Source organism: Ramlibacter sp. MAHUQ-53 (genome assembly GCF_052600055.1).
Genome location: NZ_JBQWTS010000003.1, coordinates 114,893 through 138,374, shown reverse-complemented (window position 1 = coordinate 138,374; position 23,482 = coordinate 114,893). Strand labels below are relative to the sequence as shown.

Below are 23,482 nucleotides of genomic sequence, written 5' to 3'. Positions count from 1 at the left end.
GTTCAGGTGAGATCGGTAATCACGGGATGATCGAGCGCAAGGCAGGCGCGCAGCAACTGCTTGTCCATGGTGACCAGGGGCGCCTTGAGCTCGAGCGCCAGGTTCAGGTAGGTGCCGTCGTACGGTGTCAAACCCAAGGACTGGCACCAGGACCAGTACTCGAGCGGCGAAACGCGAATGGGTGCCAGGGACACCGGCAGGCGGCTGAGCAGACGCAGCACGTGCTGGTGTGCGCTGGGGGTGAAACGACCGCGCTGCAGTGCCTTGCCGGCGGCATGCAGGGCCTCGACATGGAACAGGGCCGGCGTGGTCGCGCTCTCTTCCTGGGTCATCACCCGGATCAACGCCTGCGATACCTTGTCGCCGCCCTCGTCCGGGAATGCCCAGCTGGCGAAGGCAGAGGCGTCAATCACCACCATGGCCGGCCTTCTTGCTGTCGTTCCACGCGCCACCGCGCTCGTCGCGGTCGCGCTTGTGTTCTTCCCAGAGCTCGGCAAAACCCGGCTGGCCCGCTCCCACCTTCGCGCGCAGGGCCTGCAGTTCAGCGACGATGGCCTGCCGGCGCGCCTCGATGCTGGGCTGCTCGGCGTCAGGCTCCCGGATCAGGCGGATCACCCGCTTGCCGTGGCGCGTCAGCACGACTTCCTCACCCTGCTCGACGGCGCGAATCAGCTCAGAGAGCTGGCTCTTTGCTTGATGGATGGGAACGGTTTGCATTCTGGCCCGAATCTCTGCAGATATGGTCAGATTTTAGCCGTGCCCATGAAAAAGGGCCAGAAGATTCTGGCCCTTTTGGGAGGTCATTCCACGGACACCTCACTCCGTCCGGTAGTTCGGCGCTTCCTTGGTGATCTGCACGTCATGCACATGGCTCTCGCGCATGCCGGCGGCGGTGATCTGCACGAACTCGGCCTTGTTGCGCATCTCCTCGATGCTGGCGCAGCCGCAGTAGCCCATGGAGGCGCGCAGGCCGCCCGCCATCTGGTAGACGATCGCCACCAGCGAGCCCTTGTACGGGACACGGCCCTCGATGCCCTCGGGCACCAGCTTCTCGGCGTTGGGGTTGGTGCTGCTGGCTTCCTGGAAGTAGCGGTCGGCGCTGCCCTGCTGCATGGCGCCGATGGAGCCCATGCCCCGGTAGCTCTTGTAGCTGCGGCCCTGGTAGAGGATCACTTCACCCGGGGCCTCTTCGGTACCCGCGAACATGCCGCCCATCATCACCGTGCTGGCGCCGGCGGCGATGGCCTTGCCGATGTCGCCCGAGTAGCGCACGCCGCCGTCGGCGATCAGGGGCACGCCCGAGCCCTGCAGGGCGGTGGCCACGTTGTCGATGGCGGTGATCTGCGGCACGCCCACGCCCGCGACGATGCGGGTGGTGCAGATCGAGCCGGGGCCGATGCCGACCTTCACGCCGTCGGCGCCGGCTTCGACCAGGGCCAGGGCGGCTGCGCCGGTGGCGATGTTGCCGCCGATCACGTCGACCTGGGGGTAGTTCTGCTTGACCCAGCGCACGCGCTCGATCACGCCCTTGCTGTGGCCATGGGCGGTGTCGACCACGATGGCGTCGACGCCGGCCTTGACCAGGGCCTCGACGCGTTCCTCGGTGCCGGCGCCCACGCCCACCGCCGCGCCCACGCGCAGGCGGCCGGAAGCGTCACGCGCGGCATTGGGGAAGCTGGTCTGCTTGGTGATGTCCTTGACGGTGATCAGGCCCTTGAGCTCGAAGGCATCGCCCACGACCAGCAGGCGCTCGAGCTTGTGCTTGTTCAGGAGGGCCTTGGCCTGCTCGGGCGTGGTGCCGTCCTTGTCGTTGACGGTGACCAGACGCTCACGCGGGGTCATGATCTGGCTGATCGGCAGGTCGTAGCGGGTCTCGAAGCGCAGGTCGCGGCCGGTGACGATGCCGACCACCTTGCCGCCCTCCACCACCGGGAAGCCGGAGAACCCGAGCTGCTCCTGCAGCTCCAGCAGCTGGCGCACGGTGTGCGAGGGCGAGACCACGAACGGGTCGCGCAGCACGCCGGACTCGTAGCGCTTGACGCGCAGCACCTGGGCGGCCTGCTCCTGCGCGGTGAGGTTCTTGTGGATGATGCCGATGCCGCCTTCCTGCGCCATGGCGATGGCCAGGCGGGCTTCCGTCACGGTGTCCATCGCGGCGGACACCAGCGGCAGGTTCAGCGTGATGTTGCGGGTCAGGCGCGTGGCCAGGGAGGTGTCCTTGGGCAGGACCTGGGAGAACGCTGGCACCAGCAACACGTCGTCGAAGGTGAGCGCTTTTCCGAGAAGGCGCATGTGAAAGGCTCCAAAAGACGGATTGTATCTGGCGGGTGCGTGCGGTTTTCCGCGGCCGGGCTGGGCGCTACACTGCGGCGATCATGCGCCTTCGTACTTTCCTCCTCGTCGCGGCCTGCGCCCTGCCCCTGGCGGTCCCGGCCCAATGGCAATGGATCGACGGCTCGGGCCGCCGGGTCTTCAGCGACCAGCCGCCGCCGCCGGGTGTCCCGGAGCGCAACATCCTGCGCCAGCCGACGCCGCGCACCCCCTCGGTGAACACCGGCGCCGAGCCCGCCGCGCAGGCCCCGGCCGCCACCCGCGCGGCGAGTGCGCAGCGCCCCGCCGCCAGCCCCCCGGGCGCCCAGGGCGCCGCCGAGGCGCGCAAGGCCGAGGAGGAGCGCATCGCCCAGGTCCGCGCCGAGAACTGCACCCGGGCCCGGGCCGCCAAGGCCACGCTGGACTCGGGCATGCGCATCGCCCGCATGAACGACAAGGGGGAGCGCGAGGTCATGGACGACGCCGCCCGCGCGGCCGAATCCGCCCGCGTGCAGGAGATCATCGCCAGCGAGTGCGCGGCACCCTGAGCGCCCCGGCGGCCTGCCGGCGCGGCGCGCCTGCTCCCTGAGCGCCTCGGTGGCGCGTCCCGGGCTCAGCGCCGGCCCGGCCGCTTCGAGAACAGGCCGGCCGTGCGGGCGCCCTGGCGCTGGAAGCGCTCGCGGCGGGCCACCTTCGGGTCCACCAGCAGCGGGCGCAGCACCTCCACCCGGTCGCCCTCGCGCAGCGCCTGCCCGGGCGCCGCCAGGCGGCCCCAGACCGAGAGGTCCAGCGCGCGCCCCCGCAGCTCGGGAAATTCGTCGTAGAGGCCGCTGGCCTCCAGTGCGTCGCGCGCGCATGCGCCTGCCGGCAGCCGCACGGACCATTCGCGCACCTGCCGCGGCGCCGGGCTCCAGGCCACGCCCACGCGGAGGGCGCCGTCGGCGTCAGCCATAGACCTGCTCGGCGCGCTTGACGAAGGCGTCGACCAGACTGCCGGCGATGCGGTCGAACACCGGCCCGACCAGCGCCGCCAGGGTGCTGCTGCGGAAGGCGTAGTCCAGCGTCAGCTCGACGCGGCAGGCCCGGTCCCCGGGCTGCCCCACCGGCGTGAAGCTCCAGTGGCCCTCGAGCCTGGAGAACGGGCCCTCGACCAGGCGCATGTCGACTTTGCGCCCGGGCACATGCTCGTTGCGGGTCACGAATTTCTGGTGGATGCCGGAGAACGCGATGCCGACCTCGGCATCCATGCCGTGCGCGTCGCGCGCCAGCACCGAGGCGCGGTCGCACCAGGGCAGGAACTTCGGGTAGGCGTCCACGTCGGTGACCAGCGCGAACATCTCCTCGGCGCTGAACCAGATCAGGACGGATTTATGGACGGTTTTCATGGAGAATTGCGGGCCCGCGCCGGATTGTAGAGAGCCGCTGCGCCCCCACATTCCGCCCATGTCCAAGAAGCCCGAGACCTCCACGCGCATCGCCGAGAACAAGAAGGCCCTCTTCAACTACCACATCGAGGAGCGCTACGAGGCCGGCCTGGTGCTGCATGGCTGGGAGGTCAAGGCCCTGCGCGAGGGCAAGGCGCAACTCACGGACGGCTATGTCGTGATCCGCGACGGCGAGCTGTACCTGATCGGGTGCCAGATCAACCCGCTCAAGACGGCCTCCACCCACGTCAACCCGGACGCGGCTCGCACCAAGAAGCTCCTGATGCACAAGGACGAGATCCGCCGCCTCATCGGCAAGGTGGAGCAGAAGGGCCACACCCTGGTCCCCCTCAACCTGCACTGGAAGAACGGACGGGCCAAGTGCGAGATCGCCCTGGCCAAGGGCAAGGGCGAGCACGACAAGCGCGACACCATTCGCGAGCGCGAAGGCAAGCGCGAGGTCGAGCGCGTCATGAAGCAGCGGCACCGCTGAAGCGCCCCGGGCCGGGGTGCCGGCCGTTCAGCGCCGTGGACCGGCCGGATCGAGGCCGGGCAACGGCCCAGGCGAGGGAGGCCGCCTTCCGCCGGCCGCGCGCCCTGCCCGCCTGAGGGCCGCCTCCTCCTCCGCGACCTGGATCTTCAGCGCCAGATCGATGTTCCTGTGCGGGGAGAAATCGGCGCCTTCCGTGCCCAGGCACGCGGCCTCCCTGCGCGAAGGCACCTCGACCAGGTAGCGCGTGCCGAAGGCGCCGACCGAGCCCTTCATCCCGAGCCAGTGCATGAGGCGCGACAGGCGATTGGCGGCCACCCAGTCCTCGCGGCAGCAGACCTCGGTCACCAGCGACGGCGCCCGTGCGCAGGCCGCCGGTCCCAAGGAGCGGCGGGCCATGTCGCCCAGGCGCATCGGCGCCAGCACCAGGGCCGGGACGCCGCAGCGCAGCGACGCGTAGGTCGCCAGCCCGCCGCCCATCGAGTGGCCCGTGAGGGACAGCCGCAGCTGCCGCTGCGGCGGCAGGCTGGCGTTGAGCTTCTCCAGGTGGGCCTGCACCCGGGCCGTCAACCGGGCCGCCTGGGTGAAGCTGGCGGGCGGCGCCAGGCCCAGGAGGTTGATCGCGCACTGCGTCACCTGGGACAGCCACCGCCCCTGGCCGCCAGTGCCGCCGAAGGCGATGACCACCTCGGTGCCCCCGCGCAAGGAGATCGACGCCGACAGCCCCGTCGCCGGGTCGTGCAGCGTGTTGGGCAGGTCCGCCAGCACGCGACCGGCGCCGCCGGGGCCGGTGACGCCCCGGTTCAACAGGCTCGAGCCGGTGATCTCGGCCGGCAGCAACGGCTGGCCGTCGACCTGCTCGCGGAACGCGTCGCGGAGCCCGGCCGTCTCGCAATCGTCCCGGGCGATCGGGTTGCCGGGATCGTAGGCGACGCGGCAGGCCAGGAAGTACGTCTGGATCGCCGGGGCCCATTCCCGGGGCACCCGGGGCAGGTCACGCCCGGTCTCCACGCACCGCATCGTCGTGGCCGCGCCTGCCGGCCCGGGGGGGACCCGGGCAGGAACATCGCCCGGCAGGGCGTGCCGGATCATGAGTCCGCCAGGCCCCACGCCGCGCGCCCGCAAGTGCGCGGCGGCCGGGGCGCCGCGGCCTGCCAGGCCGCGCGTCGCATCCTCGCGGTCGCTGCCGGGGCGCCGCACCAGCGCGTGGAGCCAGCCTGATGCCAGGGGGTCGTTGCCCGTGCGCATCGCCCGCCCTCACCCCGGCCTGCAGCCGTGCGCCTCGGAGGCCGGATCGGCCCATGGCCCGCCCAGGTCGGCCACCCGGGCGGCAGCCTCCTCCAGGCGGCCGGACAATTCCCCGGCGGTCGCACAGAAGCCGTCGAGGAGGGCCAGCAGGTCGTCGGGCGAGTCGAGCGTTCGGGTCGGCAGCCGCCAGGAGAACACCAGCAGCTGGGCATCCGGATCCAGTCCGATCGCGCCACCGCGGGTCTGCGCCTGGTGGAGGTTGCAGGCCAGGGCCGCGGTCATCAGCCCGGCGTCCGCGGTGCTCCCGAGCATCGCCAGGGCGCAGTGCAGGACGATGTCTTCCCCGTCCGGGCTGGGCGAGACGACGACCCCCTGGCCGTCGCCCAGCTCCAGGTAGAGGTTGCCGTCATCGGCCACGCGCACCCCCGCCGCCAGGGTCTCGTTCAACAGGGCAGCAAGCAGGTCGACCGGGGTGGCTGTCTCGCTCATAGCCCAACAGTAGTCTCCGGAGCCTGAGATGTAAATCGTTGAGACTAAATGTCGGGCGGCCTGCGGGAATAAACGCCGCCGCCAGGTCGTTCATGCATCGGGGACCCTTGTTCATCCCCCGACCTGGAGAAACGACCATGACCCTGCGCTCCGTGACCTGTGCCCTCGCCCTGGGCGCGCTGCTGGCCGTGCCGGCCGCCCATGCCCAGACCGCCCCTGCCAGAGCCAGCGACGGCGTGCTGGTGGGCGGCAACGGCATGACGCTCTACACCTTCGACCGTGACGCCGCCGGCTCCGGCAAGTCCGTCTGCAACGGCCAGTGCGCCGGGCTGTGGCCGCCGCTGATGGCCACCGCCGCCGACAAGGACGCCGGCGACTGGACCGTCATCTCCCGCGACGACGGCGGCAGGCAGTGGGCCTACAAGGGCAAGCCGCTGTACTTCTGGGTCAAGGACACCAAGCCGGGCGAGCGCACCGGCGACGGCGTGAACGGCATCTGGAAGCTGGCCCGCCCCTGAGCCGGGCCGGCCAGGCCGCAGGCGCACAATCGACCGTCGATGGCCCCGCCCGCCTCCCCGTCGGAACTCGCCGCCCACGTGGCGCAGCTGCGCCGCTATGCCCGCGCGCTGACGGGCGACCGCTGGGCCGCCGACGACCTGCTCCAGGACACCCTGGAGCGCGCCTGCAGCCGCTGGCGGCTGTGGGTGGCGGGCACCGACCTGCGCGCCTGGCTGTTCACCCTGATGCACAACCTGTTCGTCGACCAGGCGCGGCGGGCGCTGCGCCGTCCCACCGAGCCGCTCGACGAGCAGGCCCTGGAGGCGGTGGCGCAGGAACCCGGCACCGCGCAGGCGCTGGACCTGCAACGCTGCCTGATGCGCCTGCCCGAGGAACAGCGCGAGGTGCTGCTGCTGGTGACCCTGCAGGACCTGGCCTACGAGGATGTGGCGCGCATCACCGGCGTGCCGATCGGCACGGTGATGTCGCGGCTGTCGCGGGCCCGCGCGCGCCTGCGCGACCTGATGGAGGGCCGGGACCCCGCCGGCGCCCGCCCGGCCCTGCGGCGACTGAAATGAAGTGACCGCGATGAGCGACCCGACCTCCCCGCCCGCCGACGACGAGCTCCATGCGCTGGTCGACGGCCGCCTCGCGCCCGCCGACGCGGCGCGGCTGCAGGCGCGCGTGGATGCCGAGCCTGCGCTGGCCGCCCGGGTGGCGGCCTGGCGCCGCCAGCGCGAGCTGCTGCGCGCGCACCTGCGGGAGGACCTGGACGAGCCGCTGCAGCCGCCGCAGCGCGCGGCCCTCGAGGCGCTGGCGCGTGGCGGTCGCCGCCAGGCCGACTGGCGCCGCTGGGGCGGCAGGGCCGCCGCGGTGCTGCTCGCCTTCGGGCTCGGCTGGTTCGCCCATGGCCTGTGGCCGCGGCCAGCGCAACCCGGGCTGGCCTTCGCCCGGCAGGCGCTGGCGGCCCACGTGGTCTACGTGCCCGAGCAGCGCCACCCGGTGGAAGTCGAGGCGGCGCAGCATGACCACCTGGTGCAGTGGCTGTCCAGGCGACTGGGGCGCCCCCTCAAGGTGCCCCAGCTCGCGGCCCAGGGCTTCCAGCTGGTGGGCGGGCGGCTGTTGCCGGGGGAGAACGGCGCCCGCGCGCAGTTCATGTACCAGGACGCCGGCGGCGAGCGCCTCACGCTGTACCTGGGGGCGCTGCCCCAGGCCGGCGGGGAGACCGCCTTCCGGTTCACGCAGCAAGGGCGCGCCGCCACCTTCTACTGGGTGGACCAGGGCTTCGGCTATGCGCTGGCAGGCCAGCTGCCGCGGGAGCGGCTGATGGAAGTCGCGCGGGAGGTCTACCGCCAGGTCGGTTGACGCCGGGCAGCCGCCCGCGGGCCGCCCTCGCCTCTCAGAGGTCCCTCAGCGGGTGGGCGTGCGCGGGCCAGGGACTGGCGAAGAACGGCGCCACCATCGCCGGCGTCACGTCCTCGATGCGCGCCGGATTCCATTTCGGCGCGTGGTCCTTGTCCACCGCCAGGGCGCGGATGCCTTCCACCGTCTCGCTCGCGGCGCCGGGGCGCAGGGCAAAGCAGTGGCGCACCAGGTCGCGCTCCATGCGCAGGTCGTCGGCCAGCGAGAGCGTGCGGGCGCGCCGCAGCTGCTCCAGCACCACGTGAAGCATCAGCGGCGAGCGCTTGCGCAGCGTGGCCGCGGTGTCGCGGGCCCAGTCGCCCCCGTCCGCCTCGAGGGCGGAAACGATCGCGCCGACCGTGGGCAGCCCGAAGAACCGGTCGATGGCCTCGCCATGCGCTGCGAGTGCGCTGGCCGGGTGCGGGCTGCGGCGTTCGCGCAGGGCCTGCAGCGCCTGGACGCCGCCGCCGGCGAGCTGCTCCCACAGGCCGGGCAGTTCGCCGCTGTCCACCACCAGGTCGGCCAGGCCCACGGCCAGGGCGTCGGCCCCGGTGATCACCTGCCCCGTCAGCGCGAGGTACTCGCCCATGCGGCCAGGGCAGCGCGCCAGGAACCAGCCGCCGCCCACATCCGGGAACAGGCCGATGTGGGTCTCGGGCATGGCCATCTTGGTGCGCTCGGTGGCGATGCGCAGCGAGCCCGGCGCACCGTGCCCGGCGATACCCATGCCGCCGCCCATGATGATGCCGTCCATGAAGACGACATAGGGCTTGGGGTAGCGGTGCACCAGGTGGTTGAGGGCGTATTCCTCGGTGAAGAAGTCCTCCAGCTGCGGGTTGCCCGCCAGCGCCGCCTGGTGGAAGAAGCGGATGTCGCCGCCGGCGCAGAAGGCGCCGAAGGGCCCCTCCTTGCCCATGCCGCGGATCGCCACCGCGTCGATGGCGGCGTCCCGCTCCCATTCGCGCAGCGCGCGTGTCAGTTCGCGCACCATGTCCAGGGACAGGGCATTGAGCGCCTTGGCCCGGTTCAGGGTGAGCAGGCCCAGGCGGCCCCGGGTCTCGACCAGCACCTCGGTCATCGTCGTTGTCTCCAGCCTATGAGTTCGTTGGCGACCAGGGCGCCCAGCACGAGGACGCCGCCCGCCAGGACGGTGGGCCCGGGCGCCTCGCCGGCGCCGAGCCAGGCCCAGAGGATACCGAACACCACTTCGAGCAAGGACAGCAACGCCACCTCGGGCGCCTTGAGCACGCGGGCGCACACCACCGCGAGCGCGCAGGGAATCGCCAGCTGCGTCAGTCCGAGGAAGGCGAGCAGGCCCAGGTCGCGGGGCGTGGCCACGAAGGGCATGGCCAGGGGCAGCGTGGCCAGCGAGGACAGCACCGCGCCGGCGAGCACCGCGGGCACGAAGTCGATGTCCTGCCCGCGCGCGTGCGCGCGCTCGGCGATGGCCCAGTTGATCGCGGCTGCCAGCGGCACGGCGAGGGCCACGAGGGTGCCGGCGAGCTGCCCCTCGGCCACCTGGGTGCCGTACATCCAGGCGATGCCCAGGCCGGCGACCAGGATCGCGCCCCAGGTGCGCGCCGGGATGCGGTAGCCGGGAATGGCCATGCGCGCCACCAGCGCGGTGAGCAGCGGGCCGACCGCCATGGTCACCAGCACGCTGGCAACGGTGGTCAGCGTGAGGGCCACCATGAAGGCGGTGAACATCACGCCCCAGCACAGACCGGAGGCCCACAGGGCGGGCCCGGCGCGCAGCATGCGGGCGAACACGCCGCGCCCGCGCAGCATCGGCAGGATCACCAGCAGCGACAGCACCGTGAACAGGCTGCGCCAGAAGGTGACCTCGAAGCGCGCCGCGTGCTCGAGGTGGCGCGTGACCACGCCGGCGGTGGACCACATCAGGGTCACCGCCAGCATGCCGAGGACGGCCTGGCCGTGCGTCAGCCGCATCGGGTGCGCAGCGTCAGGCGGCTTCGCGCTGGGCGCGCTTGCGCTCGTGCTCCTTCAGGAAGCGCTTGCGCAGGCGGATGGTCTTGGGCGTGATCTCGACCAGCTCGTCGTCCTCGATGAACTCCACGCCGTATTCCAGCGTCAGCTCGATCGGGGGCGTGATCTTGATCGCGTCTTCCTTGCCCGACACGCGGAAGTTCGTCAGCTGCTTGGTGCGGGTGGCGTTGACCACCAGGTCGTTGTCGCGGCTGTGGATGCCGACGATCATGCCCTCGTACACCGCGTCGTTCGGCTTGACGAACATGCGGCCGCGGTCGTCCAGCTTGCCCAGGGCGTAGGTGAAGATCTCGCCGTCGTCCATGGAGATCAGCACGCCGTTCTTGCGGCCGCCGATCTCGCCGCGGTGGGCTTCATAGCAGTCGAAGATGTTGGAGATCAGGCCGGAGCCGCGGGTCAGGTTCAGGAACTCGTTGGAGAAGCCGATCAGGCCGCGCGCCGGGATGCGGTACTCCAGGCGCACGCGGCCGCGGCCGTCCGGCTCCATGTTCACCAGCTCGCCCTTGCGCTCGCCCAGGGCCTGCATCACGCCGCCCTGGTGCTGCTCCTCGATGTCGGCCGTCACCAGCTCGATCGGCTCGCACTTCACGCCGTCGATGTCCTTGAACACCACGCGCGGCTTGGAGACGGCCATTTCGTAGCCTTCGCGGCGCATGTTCTCCAGCAGGATGGTCAGGTGCAGCTCGCCCCGGCCGGCGACTTCGAACACGCCTTCCTCGTCGGTCTCCTTCACGCGCAGGGCCACGTTGTGCTGCAGTTCCTTCTGCAGGCGGTCCCACAGCTGGCGGCTGGTCACGAACTTGCCTTCACGGCCGGCCAGCGGGCTGGTGTTCACGCAGAAGTTCATGATCAGGGTGGGCTCGTCCACCTTGAGCATCGGCAGCGGCTGGGGGTTCAGCGGGTCGGTGATGGTCACGCCGATGCCGATGTCCTCGATGCCGTTGATCAGGACGATGTCGCCCGGGCCGGCCTCAGGGGTCTGCATGCGGTCCAGGCCCTGGAAGGTCAGCACCTGGTTGATGCGGCCCTTGACGGCCTTGCCGTCCGGGCCTTCCATCACGAGCACGTCCATCGCGGGCTTGAGCGTGCCGGCGCTGATGCGGCCGACGCCGATGCGGCCCACGAACGTGGAGTAATCCAGCGCGGAGATCTGCAGCTGCAGGGGCGCGTTGGGGTCACCCTTCTGGGCGGGCACGTGCTCCAGGATGGTGTCGAACAGGGCCGACATGTCGGGGCCCCACTGCTCACCGGGAGCGCCCTCTTCCTTCGAGGACCAGCCGTTGATGCCCGAGGCGTACACCACGGGGAAGTCGAGCTGCTCGTCGGTCGCGCCGAGCTTGTCGAAGAGGTCGAAGGCGGCGTTGATCACCTTGTCGGGGGCGGCGCCGGGCTTGTCCACCTTGTTCACGACCACGATGGGGCGCAGGCCCAGGGCCAGCGCCTTCTTGGTCACGAAGCGGGTCTGCGGCATCGGGCCTTCCTGGGCGTCGATCAGCAGCACCACGCCGTCCACCATGGACAGGGCGCGCTCGACCTCGCCGCCGAAGTCGGCGTGGCCGGGGGTGTCCACGATGTTGATGTGGGTGCCCTTCCAGCTCACGGCGCAGTTCTTGGCCAGGATGGTGATGCCACGCTCACGCTCGATGGCGTTGTTGTCCATGACGGTGTCGACCACCTTCTCGTGCTCGGCGAAGGTGCCGGACTGGCGCAGGAGTTGGTCGACCATGGTGGTCTTGCCGTGGTCGACGTGCGCGATGATGGCGATGTTGCGGATTTGCTTGGTGCTCATGAGGGTCAGGCTTCTTTCGAGCTCAGGATCTGCTGGATTTCGATGGGGCTCAGCAGACGCCCCGGAATCAGTTCGTTGGCCTTCACATGGGCCGTGCCCAGGAGGGCCGGCGGCGCTGCGCCGAACACGGCCACCGCCGCGGCATCGGGCCAGTCGCCACGGCGGCGCATGCCGGAAAGGAACCGGCCGGCATTCTCGGCGTCGAGCGTGACGCGGGTGTGGCCAGCCAGCAGGCTCTCGGGCGGCTGCAGGCAGGCCAGGCGCTCGCCCTCGCCCATCGCCTCCAGGTCGGCCAGCGTGATGCACTGGGACACGTCGTAGTGCCCGGTGGCGATGCGGCGCAGCGCGCTCAGGTGCGCGCCGCAGCCCAGCGCCAGGCCGATGTCCTCGCCCAGGGTGCGGATGTAGGTGCCCTTGCTCACGCGGGCGGTGATCTTCAGCGTCGGGTGCCCGCCAGGCGTGGGCGCGGCGGGTTCCAGGCGCAGGTCGTGGATGGTGACGTCGCGGGCCTCGCGCTCGACTTCCTCGCCCGCGCGGGCGTACTCGTAGAGGGCCTTGCCGTCCTTCTTCAGGGCGCTGTGCATGGGCGGCACCTGGCGGATCGGGCCGGTGAACTGCGCCCGCACCTGCGCCAGCCGCTGCGGCGCGAGGGCGTCAGCCGGGACCTCGCGGGTCTCGAGCACCTCACCCTCGGCGTCGCCGGTGGTGGTGCGCACGCCCAGCACGGCAACCGCCTCGTAGGTCTTGTCCGCCTCCAGCTGCAGCTGCGAGAACTTGGTGGCCGCGCCGAAGCACAGGGGCAGCACGCCGGTGGCCAGGGGATCGAGCGTGCCGGTGTGGCCCGCTTTTTCAGCGCGAAGCAGCCACTTGGCCTTCTGCAACGCGTTGTTGCTGGAAAGGCCGAGCGGCTTGTCGATCAACAGCACCCCGTGCACGGGGCGCCTCACGACCCGTACCCGTGGTGCGCTGAGGCTCATGCCGGCTCGTCGTCGTTTTTGGAACGCGAGGCGACCGCGCGCGCAATCAGCGCGTTCATGTCGGCGGCCTTCTCGGTGGTGCGGTCGAACAGGAAGTGCAGCGTCGGCACCGTGTGGATGTGCAGGCGCTTGAACAGGTGGTTGCGCAGGAAGCCGGCCGCCTGGTTGAGGGCGTCCTGGGTTTCCTGCGGGTCACCCACCAGCACGCTGAAGAACACCTTGGCGTGGGCGTAGTCCGGCGTGACCTCGATGGCCTGGATGGTGACCATGCCCACGCGCGGGTCCTTCAACTCGCGCGCGATCAGCTCCGTGAGGTCGCGCTGGATCTGGTCCGCGACCTTGAAGCTGCGGTTGACGGTCGATTTCTTCGCCGGCATGGGACTCTCCCGCGCAACGCCTTACAGCGTGCGCGCGATCTCCTTGACCTCGAAGAACTCGAGCTGGTCGCCTTCCTTGATGTCGTTGTAGTTGCGCAGCTTGATACCGCACTCGAAGCCTTCCTTGACTTCCTTGACATCGTCCTTGAGGCGGCGCACCGACTCGACCTCGCCCGTGTAGATGACCACGTTGTCCCGCAGCAGGCGGAACTTGCAGTTGCGGGTGACCTGGCCGGACGTGATGTACGAACCGGCGACCGTGCCGATCTTGGAGGCCACGAACACGGTGCGGATCTCGGCGGTACCGAGTTCCTCTTCGCGCTGCTCGGGCGCCAGCATGCCGGACATGGCGACCTTCAGCTCGTCCACGGCGTCGTAGATGATGCTGTAGTAGCGCAGGTCCACGCCATTGCCCTCGGCCAGCTTGCGGGCGCCGGAGTCGGCGCGCACGTTGAAGCCGATGACGACGGCCTTGGAGGCGATCGCCAGGTTGACGTCCGACTCGCTGATGCCGCCCACGCCGGTGTAGACCAGCTGCACCTTGACCTCGTCGGTCGAGAGCTTGAGCAGCGAGGCGGCCAGGGCTTCCTGGGAGCCTTGCACGTCGGCCTTGATGATGATCGGCAGGGTCTTGACCTCGCCGGAGCCGATGTCCGCGAACATGTTCTCCAGCTTGGCAGCCTGCTGCTTGGCCAGCTTGGTGTTGCGGAACTTGCCGGCACGGTAGGTCGCGATCTCGCGGGCGCGGCGCTCGTCGGCCAGCACCATGAACTCGTCGCCGGCCTGCGGCACCTCGGTCAGGCCCTGGATCTCCACCGGGATGGAGGGACCGGCCGTCTTGATGGTCTTGCCATCCTCGTCGATCATGGCGCGCACGCGGCCATAGGTCTGGCCGGCCAGCACCACGTCACCCACCTTCAGGGTGCCGGACTGCACCAGCACGGTGGCGACCGGGCCGCGGCCCTTGTCCAGCTGGGCTTCGATGACCAGGCCCTTGGCAGCGGCTTCCACCGGCGCCTTGAGCTCCAGCACTTCGGCCTGCAGCAGCACCTGCTCGAGCAGCTCGTCGATGCCCTGGCCCGTGCGGGCGGACACGTTCACGAACGGCGACTCGCCGCCGTACTCCTCGGGCACCACCTCCTCGACCACCAGCTCCTGCTTCACGCGCTCGGGGTTGGCGTCGGGCTTGTCGATCTTGTTCACCGCGACCACGATCGGCACGCCGGCCGCCTTCGCGTGCTTGACAGCTTCCTTGGTCTGGGGCATCACGCCGTCGTCGGCAGCCACCACCAGGATGACGATGTCGGTGGCCTGGGCGCCGCGGGCACGCATGGCGGTGAACGCCTCGTGGCCGGGGGTGTCCAGGAAGGAGATCACGCCACGCGGCGTCTCGACGTGGTAAGCGCCGATGTGCTGCGTGATGCCGCCGGCTTCGCCCGCGGCCACCTTGGTGCGGCGGATGTAGTCCAGCAGCGAGGTCTTGCCGTGGTCCACGTGGCCCATGACGGTGACCACCGGGGCGCGCGGCAGGGCCGGGCCCTCGGTCGCGCCGACGTCCTCGTCGGTGAACGCCTCGGGGTCGTCCAGGGCGGCGACGATGGCCTTGTGGCCCATTTCCTCGACCACGATCATGGCCGTGTCCTGGTCCAGCGGCTGGTTGATGGTGACCATCTGGCCCATCTTCATCAGCGACTTGATCACCTCGCCGGCCTTCACGGCCATCTTGTGGGCCAGTTCGGCCACGGTGATGGTCTCGGGCACGTGCACTTCCAGCACGCGCGCCTCGACCGGCTGGGCCTGGGACTCCTCGCGCTGGTCGCGGTCATGGCCGCGGCGGCCGCGGGGGCCGGAGCGCCAGTTGTTGCGGCCGACGCCGCCGGTGGCATCGCCACGCGTCGGGATGGCCTTCTTCTTGGCCGGGTCGCCCGCCCAGCTGGAGGACAGCTTGGCGGACTTGACTTCCTTGCCACCGCCGGAGGGGGCGCCGGCGCCAGGGGCGGGGCGGCCGGCCGGGGTGGCGGGCTTGTGCAGGGTGCCCTTGGCGGCGGGCTTGGCCTCGGCCGGCTTCGGCTCCTCGGGCTTCTTGGCGACCAGCACCTTCTTGGGCGCGGCCATCATGGCGCGGATGGCCTCGGCTTCGGCCAGGGCCTTGCGGCGGCGCTCCTCGAGGTCGCGGGCGCGCTGGGCCTCCTCGTCGGCGCGGGCCTTCGATTCGGCCTCGGCCTTGGCCTTGGCTTCCGCGGCGGCAGCGGCGCGGGCTTCGGCGGCGGCCTTGGCCTCGGCGGACGCTTCCTGCTTCTCGGCCTGGGCGGCGGCCTTCTTGGCCTCCTCGGCGGCGAGGTAGGCGGCGGCGCGCTCCTCGGCCTCGCGTTCCTTGCGCTCCTGGTCCTCGCGCTGGCGGCGCTTCTCGGCCAGGTCTTCCTCTTGGCGGCGGATCAGTTCGGCCTGGCGGCGGGCCTCTTCCTCGCGGCGGGCGAGGTCGGCGGATTCGGCGCGCGCGGCGGAGGCGTCGGCTTCCGCGGCTGCGGCCGCCTCGGGGGCCATCTCGGCGGGCGCGGCGACCTCGTCGTCCCGCTTGATGAAGGTGCGCTTCTTGCGCACCTCCACCTGGATCGTGCGGGCCTTGCCGGTGGCATCGGCCTGCTTGATCTCGGTGGTCGACTTCTTGGTCAGGGTGATCTTCTTGCGCTCGGGCGACGCCGTGCCGTGGCTAGCCTGCAGGTAGCCCAGGAGCTTCTGCTTGTCGGCCTCGGACAGGGCATCGGAAGGCGCGGACTTGGCCACGCCGGCGCTGCGCAATTGCTCAAGCAGCGTGTCGGGAGATTTCTTGAGTTCGCTGGCGAACTCGGCGACGGTCGTACTGGACATAGATTCTTCTGCCTCCCATCACATCACTCGGACGCGGCACCGGAGAACCAGTGCTCGCGTGCCTTCAGGATCAGCGCCTTCGCCTCATCGGGCGTCTGGCCGGTGATCTCGGTCAATTCGTCGACGGCCAGGTCGGCCAGCTCGTCGCGGGTGTGGATGCCGGCCTCGGCCAGCTGGGCAATCAGCGTGGGGGTCAGGCCCTCGAGCGTGCGCAGGTCCTGCGAGACCTCCTCGACGCTTTCCTCACGGGCGATTTCCATGGTGAGCAGCGCGTCCTTGGCGCGGGCGCGCAGCTCGTTGACGGTGTCCTCGTCGAGGGCCTCGATCTCCAGCATCTCCTGGATCGGGACGTAGGCCACTTCCTCGAGGCTGGTGAAGCCTTCGGCGATCAGGATGTCGGCGATCTCCTCGTCGACATCGAGCTTCTCCATGAACAGCTTGCGCAGCGTGCTGGTCTCCTCGGCCTGCTTCTGGGCCGATTCGTTGGCGTCCATGATGTTGATCTTCCAGCCGGTCAGCTCGGACGCCAGGCGCACGTTCTGGCCACCGCGGCCGATGGCGATGGCGAGGTTCTCCTCGTCGACCACCACGTCCATGGCGTGCTTCTCCTCGTCCACGACGATGGAGGAAACGTTGGCCGGGGCCAGGGCGCCGATCACGAACTGGGCCGGGTCCTCGGACCACAGCACGATGTCCACGCGCTCGCCGGCGAGCTCGTTGGTGACCGCGTTGACGCGGGTGCCGCGCACGCCCACGCAGGTGCCGATCGGGTCGACGCGCTTGTCATGGGAGATGACGGCGATCTTGGCGCGCGAGCCCGGGTCGCGGGCGCAGCTCTTGATCTCCAGCAGGCCCTGCTCGATCTCGGGCACTTCCTGGCGGAACAGCTCGATCATGAACTCGGGGGCGGACCGCGAAAGGATGATGGGCGCGCCGCGCAGGGTCAGGTCGACCTCCATGATCATGGCGCGCACGCGGTCGCCATTGCGCAGGTTTTCCTTGGGGATCATCTCGCCGCGGCGCAGGCGGCCTTCGACGCGGCCGCTCTCCACGATGATGTCGCCCTTGTCCATGCGCTTGACGGTGCCCACGAAGATCTTGTCGCCGCGCGACATGAAGTCGTTCAGGAGCATCTCGCGCTCGGCGTCGCGGATCTTCTGCAGGATCACCTGCTTGGCGGCCATGGCGCCGATACGGCCGATCGGCACGGAGGCGATCGGCTCCTCGATGTAGTCGCCGACCTCGGCGTCGGCGGCGCGGTCGAGGGCGTCCATCAGGAGCTCCTCGGCGTCGGGGTTCTGCAGGCCCTGCTCGTCGGGCACGACCAGCCAGCGGCGGAAGGTTTCGTACTCGCCGGTGTCACGGTCGATGGCCACGCGGATGTCGACCTCGCCTTCATACAGCTTCTTGGTGGCCTGGGCCAGCGCGGACTCGACCGCGCCGAAGACCACGTCGCGCTCGACGTTCTTCTCGCGCGAGATCGCCTCGACCAGCATCAACATTTCGCGGTTCATGTCACGACTCTCCTGCATCTTGCTTGGGGCGGCGCCCCTTGAAATCCACGACCGGCGCCAGGCGGGCTTCCTTCAGCTCGTCGAGCTGGAAACCCAGGGCCTGCAGCGGCGCCGGCTCCCTCTTCTTGCTCACTTTCTGGCCCGGCTTGGCCTGCGGCTCGTCGCTCCACACCACCTGCCAGCCGCCGGCCTCGGCGCGCTCGAGCGTGCCCCGGAATTTCTTGCGGTTGGCGGCCACCTGGCCGGCGGCGGCGGAGCCCATGGGGGCCTTGAGCGTGATGTCGACCTGCTCGCCCTCGAAACGTTCGAAGTCCCGCTCGTTGCGCAGGGGGCGGTCGATGCCGGGCGAGGACACCTCCAGGCGCTTGTAGTCGATTTCCTCGACTTCGAGCGTGTACTGCAGCTGCCGCGTCACCTTCTCGCAGTCCTCGACGTTGACGAACTGCTCGGCGCCGGGCGTCCAGGGCAGGTCGATGGTGATGCGCAGCAACCCGCCGGCGGAGCGTTCGATCTCCACCAGCTCGTAGCCGAGCCCGGTCACGGTTTGTTCGACGATGTCCTGTAGAGCCACTGGTATGGGGTTTGTCCTGTAATGCGTTCGGCCAAAAAAAACGGGCGGTTGGAACCGCCCGGTTTGGTCGTTAAGCGAGCATTGTAGCCTCTCGCGGCGCGGTTTGCAACGGGTCGTGTTGGTGCTCTACCGGAACTCGGGCGGGAGGTGAGGCCACTATGCGCCGAGGCGGTTGCCTCGAGCCCGCTCCTTTTTCCACACCAACGCCCACCCGCCATGTTCAAGTTCCCCATCAGCCTCCCAGCGCTCCAATCCTGGTTCGGTCGGTCGCAAGACACTGCAGCAGCGCCCCAGCCCCCTCGCAACGTTCCGACCGACGCCTCCGACGCGGACCGCGGGCCCGGGCGGACCCTCGAGGCGGACCGCCCCATCCCCCGCCGCAGCACGGCCACCGGAAGCGACTTGACGGGGCGTTCCCCTCTCAGCTTGCGGGAGCGCTATGTGCGCTGGGTCGCGGGGCGGGAAGCCCGGGCCGCGCTCCAACGCGAGGTCGCGGCGGCGCGCCGGGACCAGTTGACCCGGGAGTTCAGGCAGAGCGCAACCGCTTTGGTCCAAGCCGTGGCCTCCGGCCAGCCTTCCGCGTTCGAGCTGGCGGCGGTCCGGCAGCCCGGCCACGCGCTTCACGGCTACTTCGGCAGTGCCTACAGGCGTCAACTGACCGATCACCTCCATCGCAAACTCGCGGAGCTTTCACCGGAGCTGAGGTCGAGGGTGGTCCGAAATGCGACGGCGCAGATCGCCGGGGTCCGATGGGGCGCGCCCGACGAGCTCCGGTTCATCGTGGCTGCCGGGAGGCTGGCGCAGGAAAACGAGGGCCGCCACGCGTCACGCATCCCCCGGGCTGAAGGCGACGGCAAGCAACCGGAAGCGCGAGCCAGGACAATTTCGCCCGTGGCGCATGTCGGCGCGCGGGCCGGGAGCCCAGGCGTCGGCGCCTGGGTCCTGCGAATGATCGGGCGCCCTCGCCCCGAGGCGTCACTTTCGCCCAAATTCCAGGCCTTCAACGCCTGGCAGCGCGGGGATGAAGAGACTGCCGTGCGGATTCATCTGAGCAGCCTCAGCAGCACGCCGGCCTCGTCCCCGGACCGCTCCTCGACGGTGTACCCGCAGGAGGCGCCCGACGTGGCGCGCCCTCCCCTGGGTCAGGCTGGGCGCAAAATCCTGGTCCAGCGCCTGGAAAGACTGGCCCTGACCCGGAGTGAGCTCGCGGGGCTGCGCGGCGATGCTCGCCGGTTCAGTCGTGCGGTGAACGAGCTCCAGAAGTTCTGTGATCGCTGCGAAATCGACCTGGCGCTCATGAACGACGACGATCTCGTGGGTTACGTCGCTCCCACCGCCCGGAGCGACCGGGCCTCGCCGACAGGCCCCGACGCCTGACCCGGCCCCTCGTCAGCCCCGCACGGGTGCGCGCAGCAGCTTCACCTCAGCGCGCAGCTTCTTGCCCTGAAGCCGACGCTGGCGCGAAGCCCGCGTCGGCTTCGTCGCTTGGCGCACCTTGGGGGGCCGCGCCACGCTGTCCACCAGCTCCTGGAGCCGCCCGAAAGCCTCGGCCCGGTTCATGTCCTGGCTGCGGTGCTCCTGGGCCTTGATCACCAGCACGCCGTCGCGTGTGATGCGGTGGTCCCGCAGCGCCAGCAGGCGGGCCTTGTGGTCCTCGGGCAGCGAGGAATGCCGGATGTCGAAGCGCAGGTGGATGGCGCTGGAGACCTTGTTGACGTTCTGCCCGCCCGCGCCCTGCGCCCGCACCGCGGTGACCTCCACCTCGGCCGGGTCGATGGGCGTGGACGCCTGCGGGATCATGCGGCCGCCGCCACCAGGGCCTGGGTGTACGGGTCGCGCGGCGCGTCGAGCACCGCCTCGACCGGGCCGGACTCCAGGATCCGGCCGTCCTTCATCACCAACACCTCGTGCGCCATCGCCCGGATCACCTGCACGTCGTGCGTGATCAGCAGGTAGCTCAGGCCGTGGTCATGCTGCAGCCGCTGCAGCAGGCGCAGCACCTGCTGCTGGATGGTGACGTCCAGCGCGCTGGTGGGCTCGTCCAGCACCAGCACCTGCGGGCGCACGATCAGGGCCCGGGCCACGGCCAGGCGCTGGCGCTGGCCACCGGAGAACTCATGGGGGTAGCGCGCCAGCAGGCCCGGAAACTGGTCCTGCGTGAGGCCGACCTCGGCCAGCACCTGCAGCACCCGCTCGCGCCGCTGCGCCTCGGGCAGCGCCGGCTCGTGCACCACCAGGCCCTCGCCCACGATCTCCTCCACGGTCATGCGCGGGGACAGCGAGGAGAACGGGTCCTGGAACACCACCTGCACGAGGCGGCGCAGGGGCCGGTTGGCCGTGGTGCCGGCCTGCCAGCGCCGGCCGGCGACCTGGAGTTCGCCGCGGTGCGGCGCCAGGCCCAGCGTCGCCATGGCCAGGGTGGACTTGCCCGAGCCGGACTCGCCCACCACGCCCAGGGTACGCCCGGGCATCAGCCGGAAGCCGGCCTCGTGGACCGCAATGAACTCGCCCCGGCGGAACCAGCCCCGCAGTCCCGGGACCGGCACCGGGTAGGCGACCTGAACGCCGCGGGCCTCGACCGCGGGCCGGGCGTCGGGCGCCGGCGGGACCTCGGGCACGTCGCGCACCGGGCGGCTGTCGATCAGGCGGCGGGTGTAGGGGTGGGACGGCGCCGTGAACACGGCGCCCACCGGCCCCTGCTCCACCAGCCGGCCCTGCTCCATGACCGCCACCCGGTCGGCGAAGCGCCGCACCAGGTTCAGGTCGTGGGTGATGATCAGGACGGCCATGCCGGTCTGGCGCTGCAGGTCGGACAGCAGGTCCAGGATCTGACCGCGCAGGGTGACATCGAGCGCCGTCGTCGGCTCGTCCGCCAGCAGGAGCCGGGGGCGGGCCGCCAGCGCCATCGCGATCATGGCGCGCTGGCGCTGGCCGCCTGAAAGCTGGTGCGGGAAGGACTGGGCGCGCCGGGCCGGGTCGGGAATGCCGGTGGCGGCCAGGGCCTCCACCGCTGCGTCCCAGGCCGCGCGCCGGCCGAGGCCCTGTTTGACCTCCAGCACCTCGGCCACCTGGTCGCCCACCGTGAACAGCGGGTTCAGCGCGGTCATCGGCTCCTGGAAGATCATGGCGATGTCGTCGCCGCGCACGCCCAGCATCTCGCGCTCGGACAGCTGCAGCAGGTCGCGCGACGCGCCCTCGCCCGCCAGCCGCGCCGAGCCCGTCAGGCTGGCGCCCTGCACCAGCCGCAGCAGAGACAGCGCGGTGACGGTCTTGCCGGAGCCCGACTCGCCGACCAGGGCCAGCTTCTCGCCGGGCGCGATGTCGAAGTCGACGCCATGGACCACCGGGCGGCCGCCGAAGGACACGCCGAGCCCGCGCACCTGGAGCAAGGGCTGGTCCGGCGCCTCGCGCAAGGCGCCGCTGCCGGGGCGGGAAGAAAGCGGCCCGGCGCTCATGCCGACTCCTTGCGCGGGTCGAGCGCATCACGCAGCGCGTCGCCCATGAAGGTCAGGAGCAGCAAGGTGACAGCCAGCACGCCGAAGGTGGACAGCGAGATCCACCAGGCGTCCAGGTTGGCCTTGCCCTGGCTCAGGAGCTCGCCCAGCGAGGGCGTGCCGGGCGGCACCCCCAGGCCCAGGAAGTCCAGCGAGGTGAGCGCCAGGATGGCGGCACTCATGCGGAATGGCAGGAAGGTCACGACCGGGGTCATCGAGTTGGGCAGGATGTGCCGCCACATGATGCGCAGGTTGCCCACGCCCAGGGCGCGGGCGGCGCGCACGTAGTCCATCTGGCGATTGCGCAGGAACTCGGCCCGCACGTAGTCGGACAGGCCCATCCACCCGAACAGGGACAGCAGCACCAGCAGGAGCGCGACGCTGGGCGCGAAGACCGCGCTGAAGATGATCAGCAGGTACAGCTCCGGCATCGAGCCCCAGATCTCGATGAACCGCTGGAAGGCCAGGTCGGTGCGCCCGCCGAAGTAACCCTGCACCGCGCCCGTGATCACTCCCAGGAGGACGCCGATCGCGGTGAGCGCCAGCCCGAACAGCACGCTCACGCGGAAGCCGTAGATCAATTGCGCGAGCAGGTCCCGGCCGCGGTCGTCGGTGCCGAAGACGTTCTCGGGGGACGGTGCGGCGGGATTGGGCAGCTTCGCGAAGTAGTTCAGCGTCTTCGGGCCGTAGGGGTTGGGCGGGTAGATCGCCCAGTTGCCGCCCGCGGTGAGGCGCTCGCGGATGAACGGGTCGAGGTAATCGGCCGGCGTGGCGAAGTCGCCGCCGAAGGTCTTCTCGGGGTAGTCCTTGACCAGCGGGAAGTACCACTGCCCCTCGTAGCGCACCAGCAGCGGCCGGTCGTTGGACACGACCTCCGCGGCCAGGCTGGCCAGCACCATGAAGGCAAACAGCACCAGGCTCACGAAACCGAGCCGGTTGCGGCGAAAGCGCTGCCAGGCGCGGCGGCCGGGGCTGAGGGAGACGGGTTCAGTCAAATTTGACTCGCGGGTCCACCAGGACGTAACTCAGGTCGCTGATCAACTTGGTGACCAGGCCGATCAGAGTGAAGAGGTACAGCGTGCCCAGGACCACCGGGTAGTCGCGCCGGATCACGCTCTCGTAGCTCAGGAGGCCCAGGCCGTCGAGCGAGAACAGCGTCTCGATCAGCAGCGAGCCGGTGAAGAAGGCGCCGATGAAGGCCGCCGGGAAGCCGGTGACGATGGGGATCAGCGCGTTGCGCAGCACGTGCTTCCAGAGCACGCGGCGCTCGTCCAGGCCCTTGGCCCGGGCGGTCAGCACGTACTGCTTGCGGATCTCCTCGAGGAAGCTGTTCTTCGTGAGCATGGCCGTGACCGCGAAGCTGCCGAACACCATGGCCGTGACCGGCAGGCAGATGTGCCAGAGGTAGTCGACCACCTTGCCGGCCAGGCTCAGCTGCTCCCAGTTGGATGATGTCAGCCCGCGCAGGGGGAACCACTGCAGCTGCCCGCCGAACACCACCAGCAGCGCCACGCCCAGGACGAAGCCGGGGATGGCGTAGCCGACCAGCACGAACAGCGTGGTCACCAGGTCGAAGCGCGAACCCGCGCGCACCGCCTTGGCCACGCCCAGGGGCACCGCGATCAGGTAGGACAGGAAGAAGGTCCACAGGCCCAGGCTCACCGAGACCGGCAACTTCTCCTTGACCAGTTCCCAGACGTCCTTGTGCTGGTAGAAGCTCTTGCCCAGGTCGAAGCGGGCGAACTGTGACAGCATCTGCAGGAAGCGCTCGTGGGCCGGCTTGTCGAAGCCGTAGAGGGCCTTGATCTCGGCGATGCGCTTGTCGTCCACGCCCTGGCGGCCGCGGTAGCCGGCGCCGGAGGCCGCGGCGCCCTCCCCGCCCGTGTCGCGCCCCTGGAGCTGGGCGACCATCTGTTCGACCGGGCCGCCCGGCACGAACTGGATCACCGCGAAGGTGACCAGCAGCACCCCCAGCAGCGTGGGGATCATCAGCAGCAGGCGCTTGAGGATGTAGCTGGCCATGGC

General features: G+C 70.4%; 25 protein-coding genes. 6 read left to right on the top strand and 19 right to left on the bottom strand.

The features are described from left to right. Nucleotides 1-2: 2 nt before the first annotated feature. The 3 genes from ACT80S_RS06655 to guaB form a co-directional block, all read right to left on the bottom strand. Nucleotides 3-419 carry a type II toxin-antitoxin system VapC family toxin gene (locus ACT80S_RS06655; protein WP_377414200.1) on the bottom strand — a complete coding sequence of 139 codons (417 nt, stop codon included), beginning with the start codon at nucleotides 417-419 and terminating at the stop codon, nucleotides 3-5. Beyond that, complete coding sequence (locus tag ACT80S_RS06650) at nucleotides 406-717, bottom strand: type II toxin-antitoxin system Phd/YefM family antitoxin (RefSeq protein ID WP_377414198.1); 312 nt, start codon at nucleotides 715-717, stop codon at nucleotides 406-408. The genes ACT80S_RS06655 and ACT80S_RS06650 overlap by 14 nt, the downstream gene beginning before the upstream one ends. Before the next feature lie 99 nt (nucleotides 718-816). Then, a complete protein-coding gene (gene guaB / locus ACT80S_RS06645) occupies nucleotides 817-2,292 on the bottom strand; it encodes an IMP dehydrogenase (RefSeq protein WP_377414196.1) in 1,476 nt (491 codons plus the stop codon). A gap of 83 nt (nucleotides 2,293-2,375) precedes the next feature. On the opposite strand from guaB, the gene ACT80S_RS06640 reads away from it, so the two are divergent. After that, entirely contained in the window at nucleotides 2,376-2,858 is a 483-nt protein-coding gene (locus tag ACT80S_RS06640; RefSeq protein ID WP_377414194.1) for a DUF4124 domain-containing protein, read from the top strand. Nucleotides 2,859-2,923: 65 nt separating this feature from the next. Here ACT80S_RS06640 and ACT80S_RS06635 read toward each other — a convergent pair whose 3' ends face one another. After that, nucleotides 2,924-3,262, bottom strand: coding sequence for an RnfH family protein (locus tag ACT80S_RS06635; RefSeq protein WP_377414191.1), 339 nt, complete (start codon nucleotides 3,260-3,262; stop codon nucleotides 2,924-2,926). Next, nucleotides 3,255-3,695, bottom strand: a complete 441-nt coding sequence (locus ACT80S_RS06630; RefSeq protein ID WP_377414189.1) for a type II toxin-antitoxin system RatA family toxin — start codon at nucleotides 3,693-3,695, stop codon at nucleotides 3,255-3,257. Before ACT80S_RS06630 ends, ACT80S_RS06635 begins: the two co-directional genes overlap by 8 nt. A 58-nt stretch (nucleotides 3,696-3,753) precedes the next feature. Here ACT80S_RS06630 and smpB point away from each other — a divergent pair, with 58 nt between their 5' ends. After that, nucleotides 3,754-4,227, top strand: coding sequence for an SsrA-binding protein SmpB (smpB, locus tag ACT80S_RS06625; protein ID WP_377414187.1), 474 nt, complete (start codon nucleotides 3,754-3,756; stop codon nucleotides 4,225-4,227). Between the two features lie 27 nt (nucleotides 4,228-4,254). On the opposite strand, the gene ACT80S_RS06620 is transcribed toward smpB, so the two are convergent. Both ACT80S_RS06620 and ACT80S_RS06615 read right to left on the bottom strand, forming a co-directional pair. After that, nucleotides 4,255-5,472 (bottom strand): hypothetical protein, encoded by a 1,218-nt coding sequence (locus tag ACT80S_RS06620; RefSeq protein WP_377414184.1) that lies wholly within the window; start codon nucleotides 5,470-5,472, stop codon nucleotides 4,255-4,257. A 9-nt stretch (nucleotides 5,473-5,481) separates the two neighbouring features. Beyond that, nucleotides 5,482-5,961: a CesT family type III secretion system chaperone gene (locus tag ACT80S_RS06615; protein ID WP_377414182.1), complete on the bottom strand. Its 480-nt coding sequence runs from the start codon at nucleotides 5,959-5,961 to the stop codon at nucleotides 5,482-5,484. A 137-nt stretch (nucleotides 5,962-6,098) separates the two neighbouring features. On the opposite strand from ACT80S_RS06615, the gene ACT80S_RS06610 reads away from it, so the two are divergent. Genes ACT80S_RS06610 through ACT80S_RS06600 form a run of 3 tightly spaced genes read left to right on the top strand, consistent with a single transcriptional unit; the run spans nucleotide 6,099 to nucleotide 7,824 of the window. Beyond that, a complete protein-coding gene (locus tag ACT80S_RS06610; RefSeq protein WP_377414180.1) occupies nucleotides 6,099-6,479 on the top strand; it encodes a COG4315 family predicted lipoprotein in 381 nt (126 codons plus the stop codon). Nucleotides 6,480-6,518: 39 nt separating this feature from the next. Next, nucleotides 6,519-7,037, top strand: coding sequence for a sigma-70 family RNA polymerase sigma factor (locus ACT80S_RS06605; RefSeq protein WP_377414177.1), 519 nt, complete (start codon nucleotides 6,519-6,521; stop codon nucleotides 7,035-7,037). Between the two features lie 10 nt (nucleotides 7,038-7,047). Beyond that, nucleotides 7,048-7,824, top strand: coding sequence for an anti-sigma factor family protein (locus ACT80S_RS06600; protein ID WP_377414175.1), 777 nt, complete (start codon nucleotides 7,048-7,050; stop codon nucleotides 7,822-7,824). Between the two features lie 34 nt (nucleotides 7,825-7,858). Here the strand turns inward: ACT80S_RS06600 and ACT80S_RS06595 are convergent, their stop codons facing one another. The 8 genes from ACT80S_RS06595 to rimP are packed head-to-tail and all read right to left on the bottom strand — an operon-like array spanning nucleotide 7,859 to nucleotide 17,963. After that, nucleotides 7,859-8,938 (bottom strand): enoyl-CoA hydratase/isomerase family protein, encoded by a 1,080-nt coding sequence (locus tag ACT80S_RS06595; protein WP_377414173.1) that lies wholly within the window; start codon nucleotides 8,936-8,938, stop codon nucleotides 7,859-7,861. Then, nucleotides 8,935-9,810 carry a DMT family transporter gene (locus tag ACT80S_RS06590; RefSeq protein WP_377414170.1) on the bottom strand — a complete coding sequence of 292 codons (876 nt, stop codon included), beginning with the start codon at nucleotides 9,808-9,810 and terminating at the stop codon, nucleotides 8,935-8,937. The genes ACT80S_RS06595 and ACT80S_RS06590 overlap by 4 nt, the downstream gene beginning before the upstream one ends. A 13-nt stretch (nucleotides 9,811-9,823) precedes the next feature. Beyond that, nucleotides 9,824-11,656 (bottom strand): translational GTPase TypA, encoded by a 1,833-nt coding sequence (gene typA / locus ACT80S_RS06585; RefSeq protein ID WP_377414168.1) that lies wholly within the window; start codon nucleotides 11,654-11,656, stop codon nucleotides 9,824-9,826. Nucleotides 11,657-11,661: 5 nt separating this feature from the next. Beyond that, on the bottom strand, nucleotides 11,662-12,633 hold the full coding sequence (truB, locus tag ACT80S_RS06580; RefSeq protein WP_377414166.1) for a tRNA pseudouridine(55) synthase TruB: 972 nt from the start codon (nucleotides 12,631-12,633) through the stop codon (nucleotides 11,662-11,664). Further along, nucleotides 12,630-13,010 carry a 30S ribosome-binding factor RbfA gene (gene rbfA, locus ACT80S_RS06575; RefSeq protein ID WP_377414164.1) on the bottom strand — a complete coding sequence of 127 codons (381 nt, stop codon included), beginning with the start codon at nucleotides 13,008-13,010 and terminating at the stop codon, nucleotides 12,630-12,632. The genes truB and rbfA overlap by 4 nt, the downstream gene beginning before the upstream one ends. A gap of 21 nt (nucleotides 13,011-13,031) precedes the next feature. Continuing rightward, a complete protein-coding gene (infB, locus tag ACT80S_RS06570) occupies nucleotides 13,032-15,878 on the bottom strand; it encodes a translation initiation factor IF-2 (RefSeq protein WP_377414162.1) in 2,847 nt (948 codons plus the stop codon). Between the two features lie 23 nt (nucleotides 15,879-15,901). Next, complete coding sequence (gene nusA, locus ACT80S_RS06565; RefSeq protein ID WP_377414160.1) at nucleotides 15,902-17,392, bottom strand: transcription termination factor NusA; 1,491 nt, start codon at nucleotides 17,390-17,392, stop codon at nucleotides 15,902-15,904. Nucleotide 17,393: 1 nt separating this feature from the next. Then, a complete protein-coding gene (rimP, locus tag ACT80S_RS06560) occupies nucleotides 17,394-17,963 on the bottom strand; it encodes a ribosome maturation factor RimP (RefSeq protein WP_377414157.1) in 570 nt (189 codons plus the stop codon). Nucleotides 17,964-18,365: 402 nt separating this feature from the next. On the opposite strand from rimP, the gene ACT80S_RS06555 reads away from it, so the two are divergent. Continuing rightward, complete coding sequence (locus ACT80S_RS06555) at nucleotides 18,366-19,340, top strand: hypothetical protein (protein WP_377414155.1); 975 nt, start codon at nucleotides 18,366-18,368, stop codon at nucleotides 19,338-19,340. A gap of 12 nt (nucleotides 19,341-19,352) precedes the next feature. Here ACT80S_RS06555 and arfB read toward each other — a convergent pair whose 3' ends face one another. From arfB to ACT80S_RS06535, 4 genes are read right to left on the bottom strand one after another with little or no spacing between them, the layout of a single operon-like run. Beyond that, on the bottom strand, nucleotides 19,353-19,763 hold the full coding sequence (gene arfB / locus ACT80S_RS06550; RefSeq protein WP_377414152.1) for an alternative ribosome rescue aminoacyl-tRNA hydrolase ArfB: 411 nt from the start codon (nucleotides 19,761-19,763) through the stop codon (nucleotides 19,353-19,355). Further along, entirely contained in the window at nucleotides 19,760-21,418 is a 1,659-nt protein-coding gene (locus ACT80S_RS06545) for an ABC transporter ATP-binding protein (protein ID WP_377414150.1), read from the bottom strand. Before ACT80S_RS06545 ends, arfB begins: the two co-directional genes overlap by 4 nt. After that, nucleotides 21,415-22,452, bottom strand: coding sequence for an ABC transporter permease (locus ACT80S_RS06540; protein WP_377414148.1), 1,038 nt, complete (start codon nucleotides 22,450-22,452; stop codon nucleotides 21,415-21,417). The genes ACT80S_RS06545 and ACT80S_RS06540 overlap by 4 nt, the downstream gene beginning before the upstream one ends. Beyond that, nucleotides 22,445-23,479 carry a microcin C ABC transporter permease YejB gene (locus tag ACT80S_RS06535; protein ID WP_377414146.1) on the bottom strand — a complete coding sequence of 345 codons (1,035 nt, stop codon included), beginning with the start codon at nucleotides 23,477-23,479 and terminating at the stop codon, nucleotides 22,445-22,447. Before ACT80S_RS06535 ends, ACT80S_RS06540 begins: the two co-directional genes overlap by 8 nt. Nucleotides 23,480-23,482 lie beyond the last annotated feature (3 nt).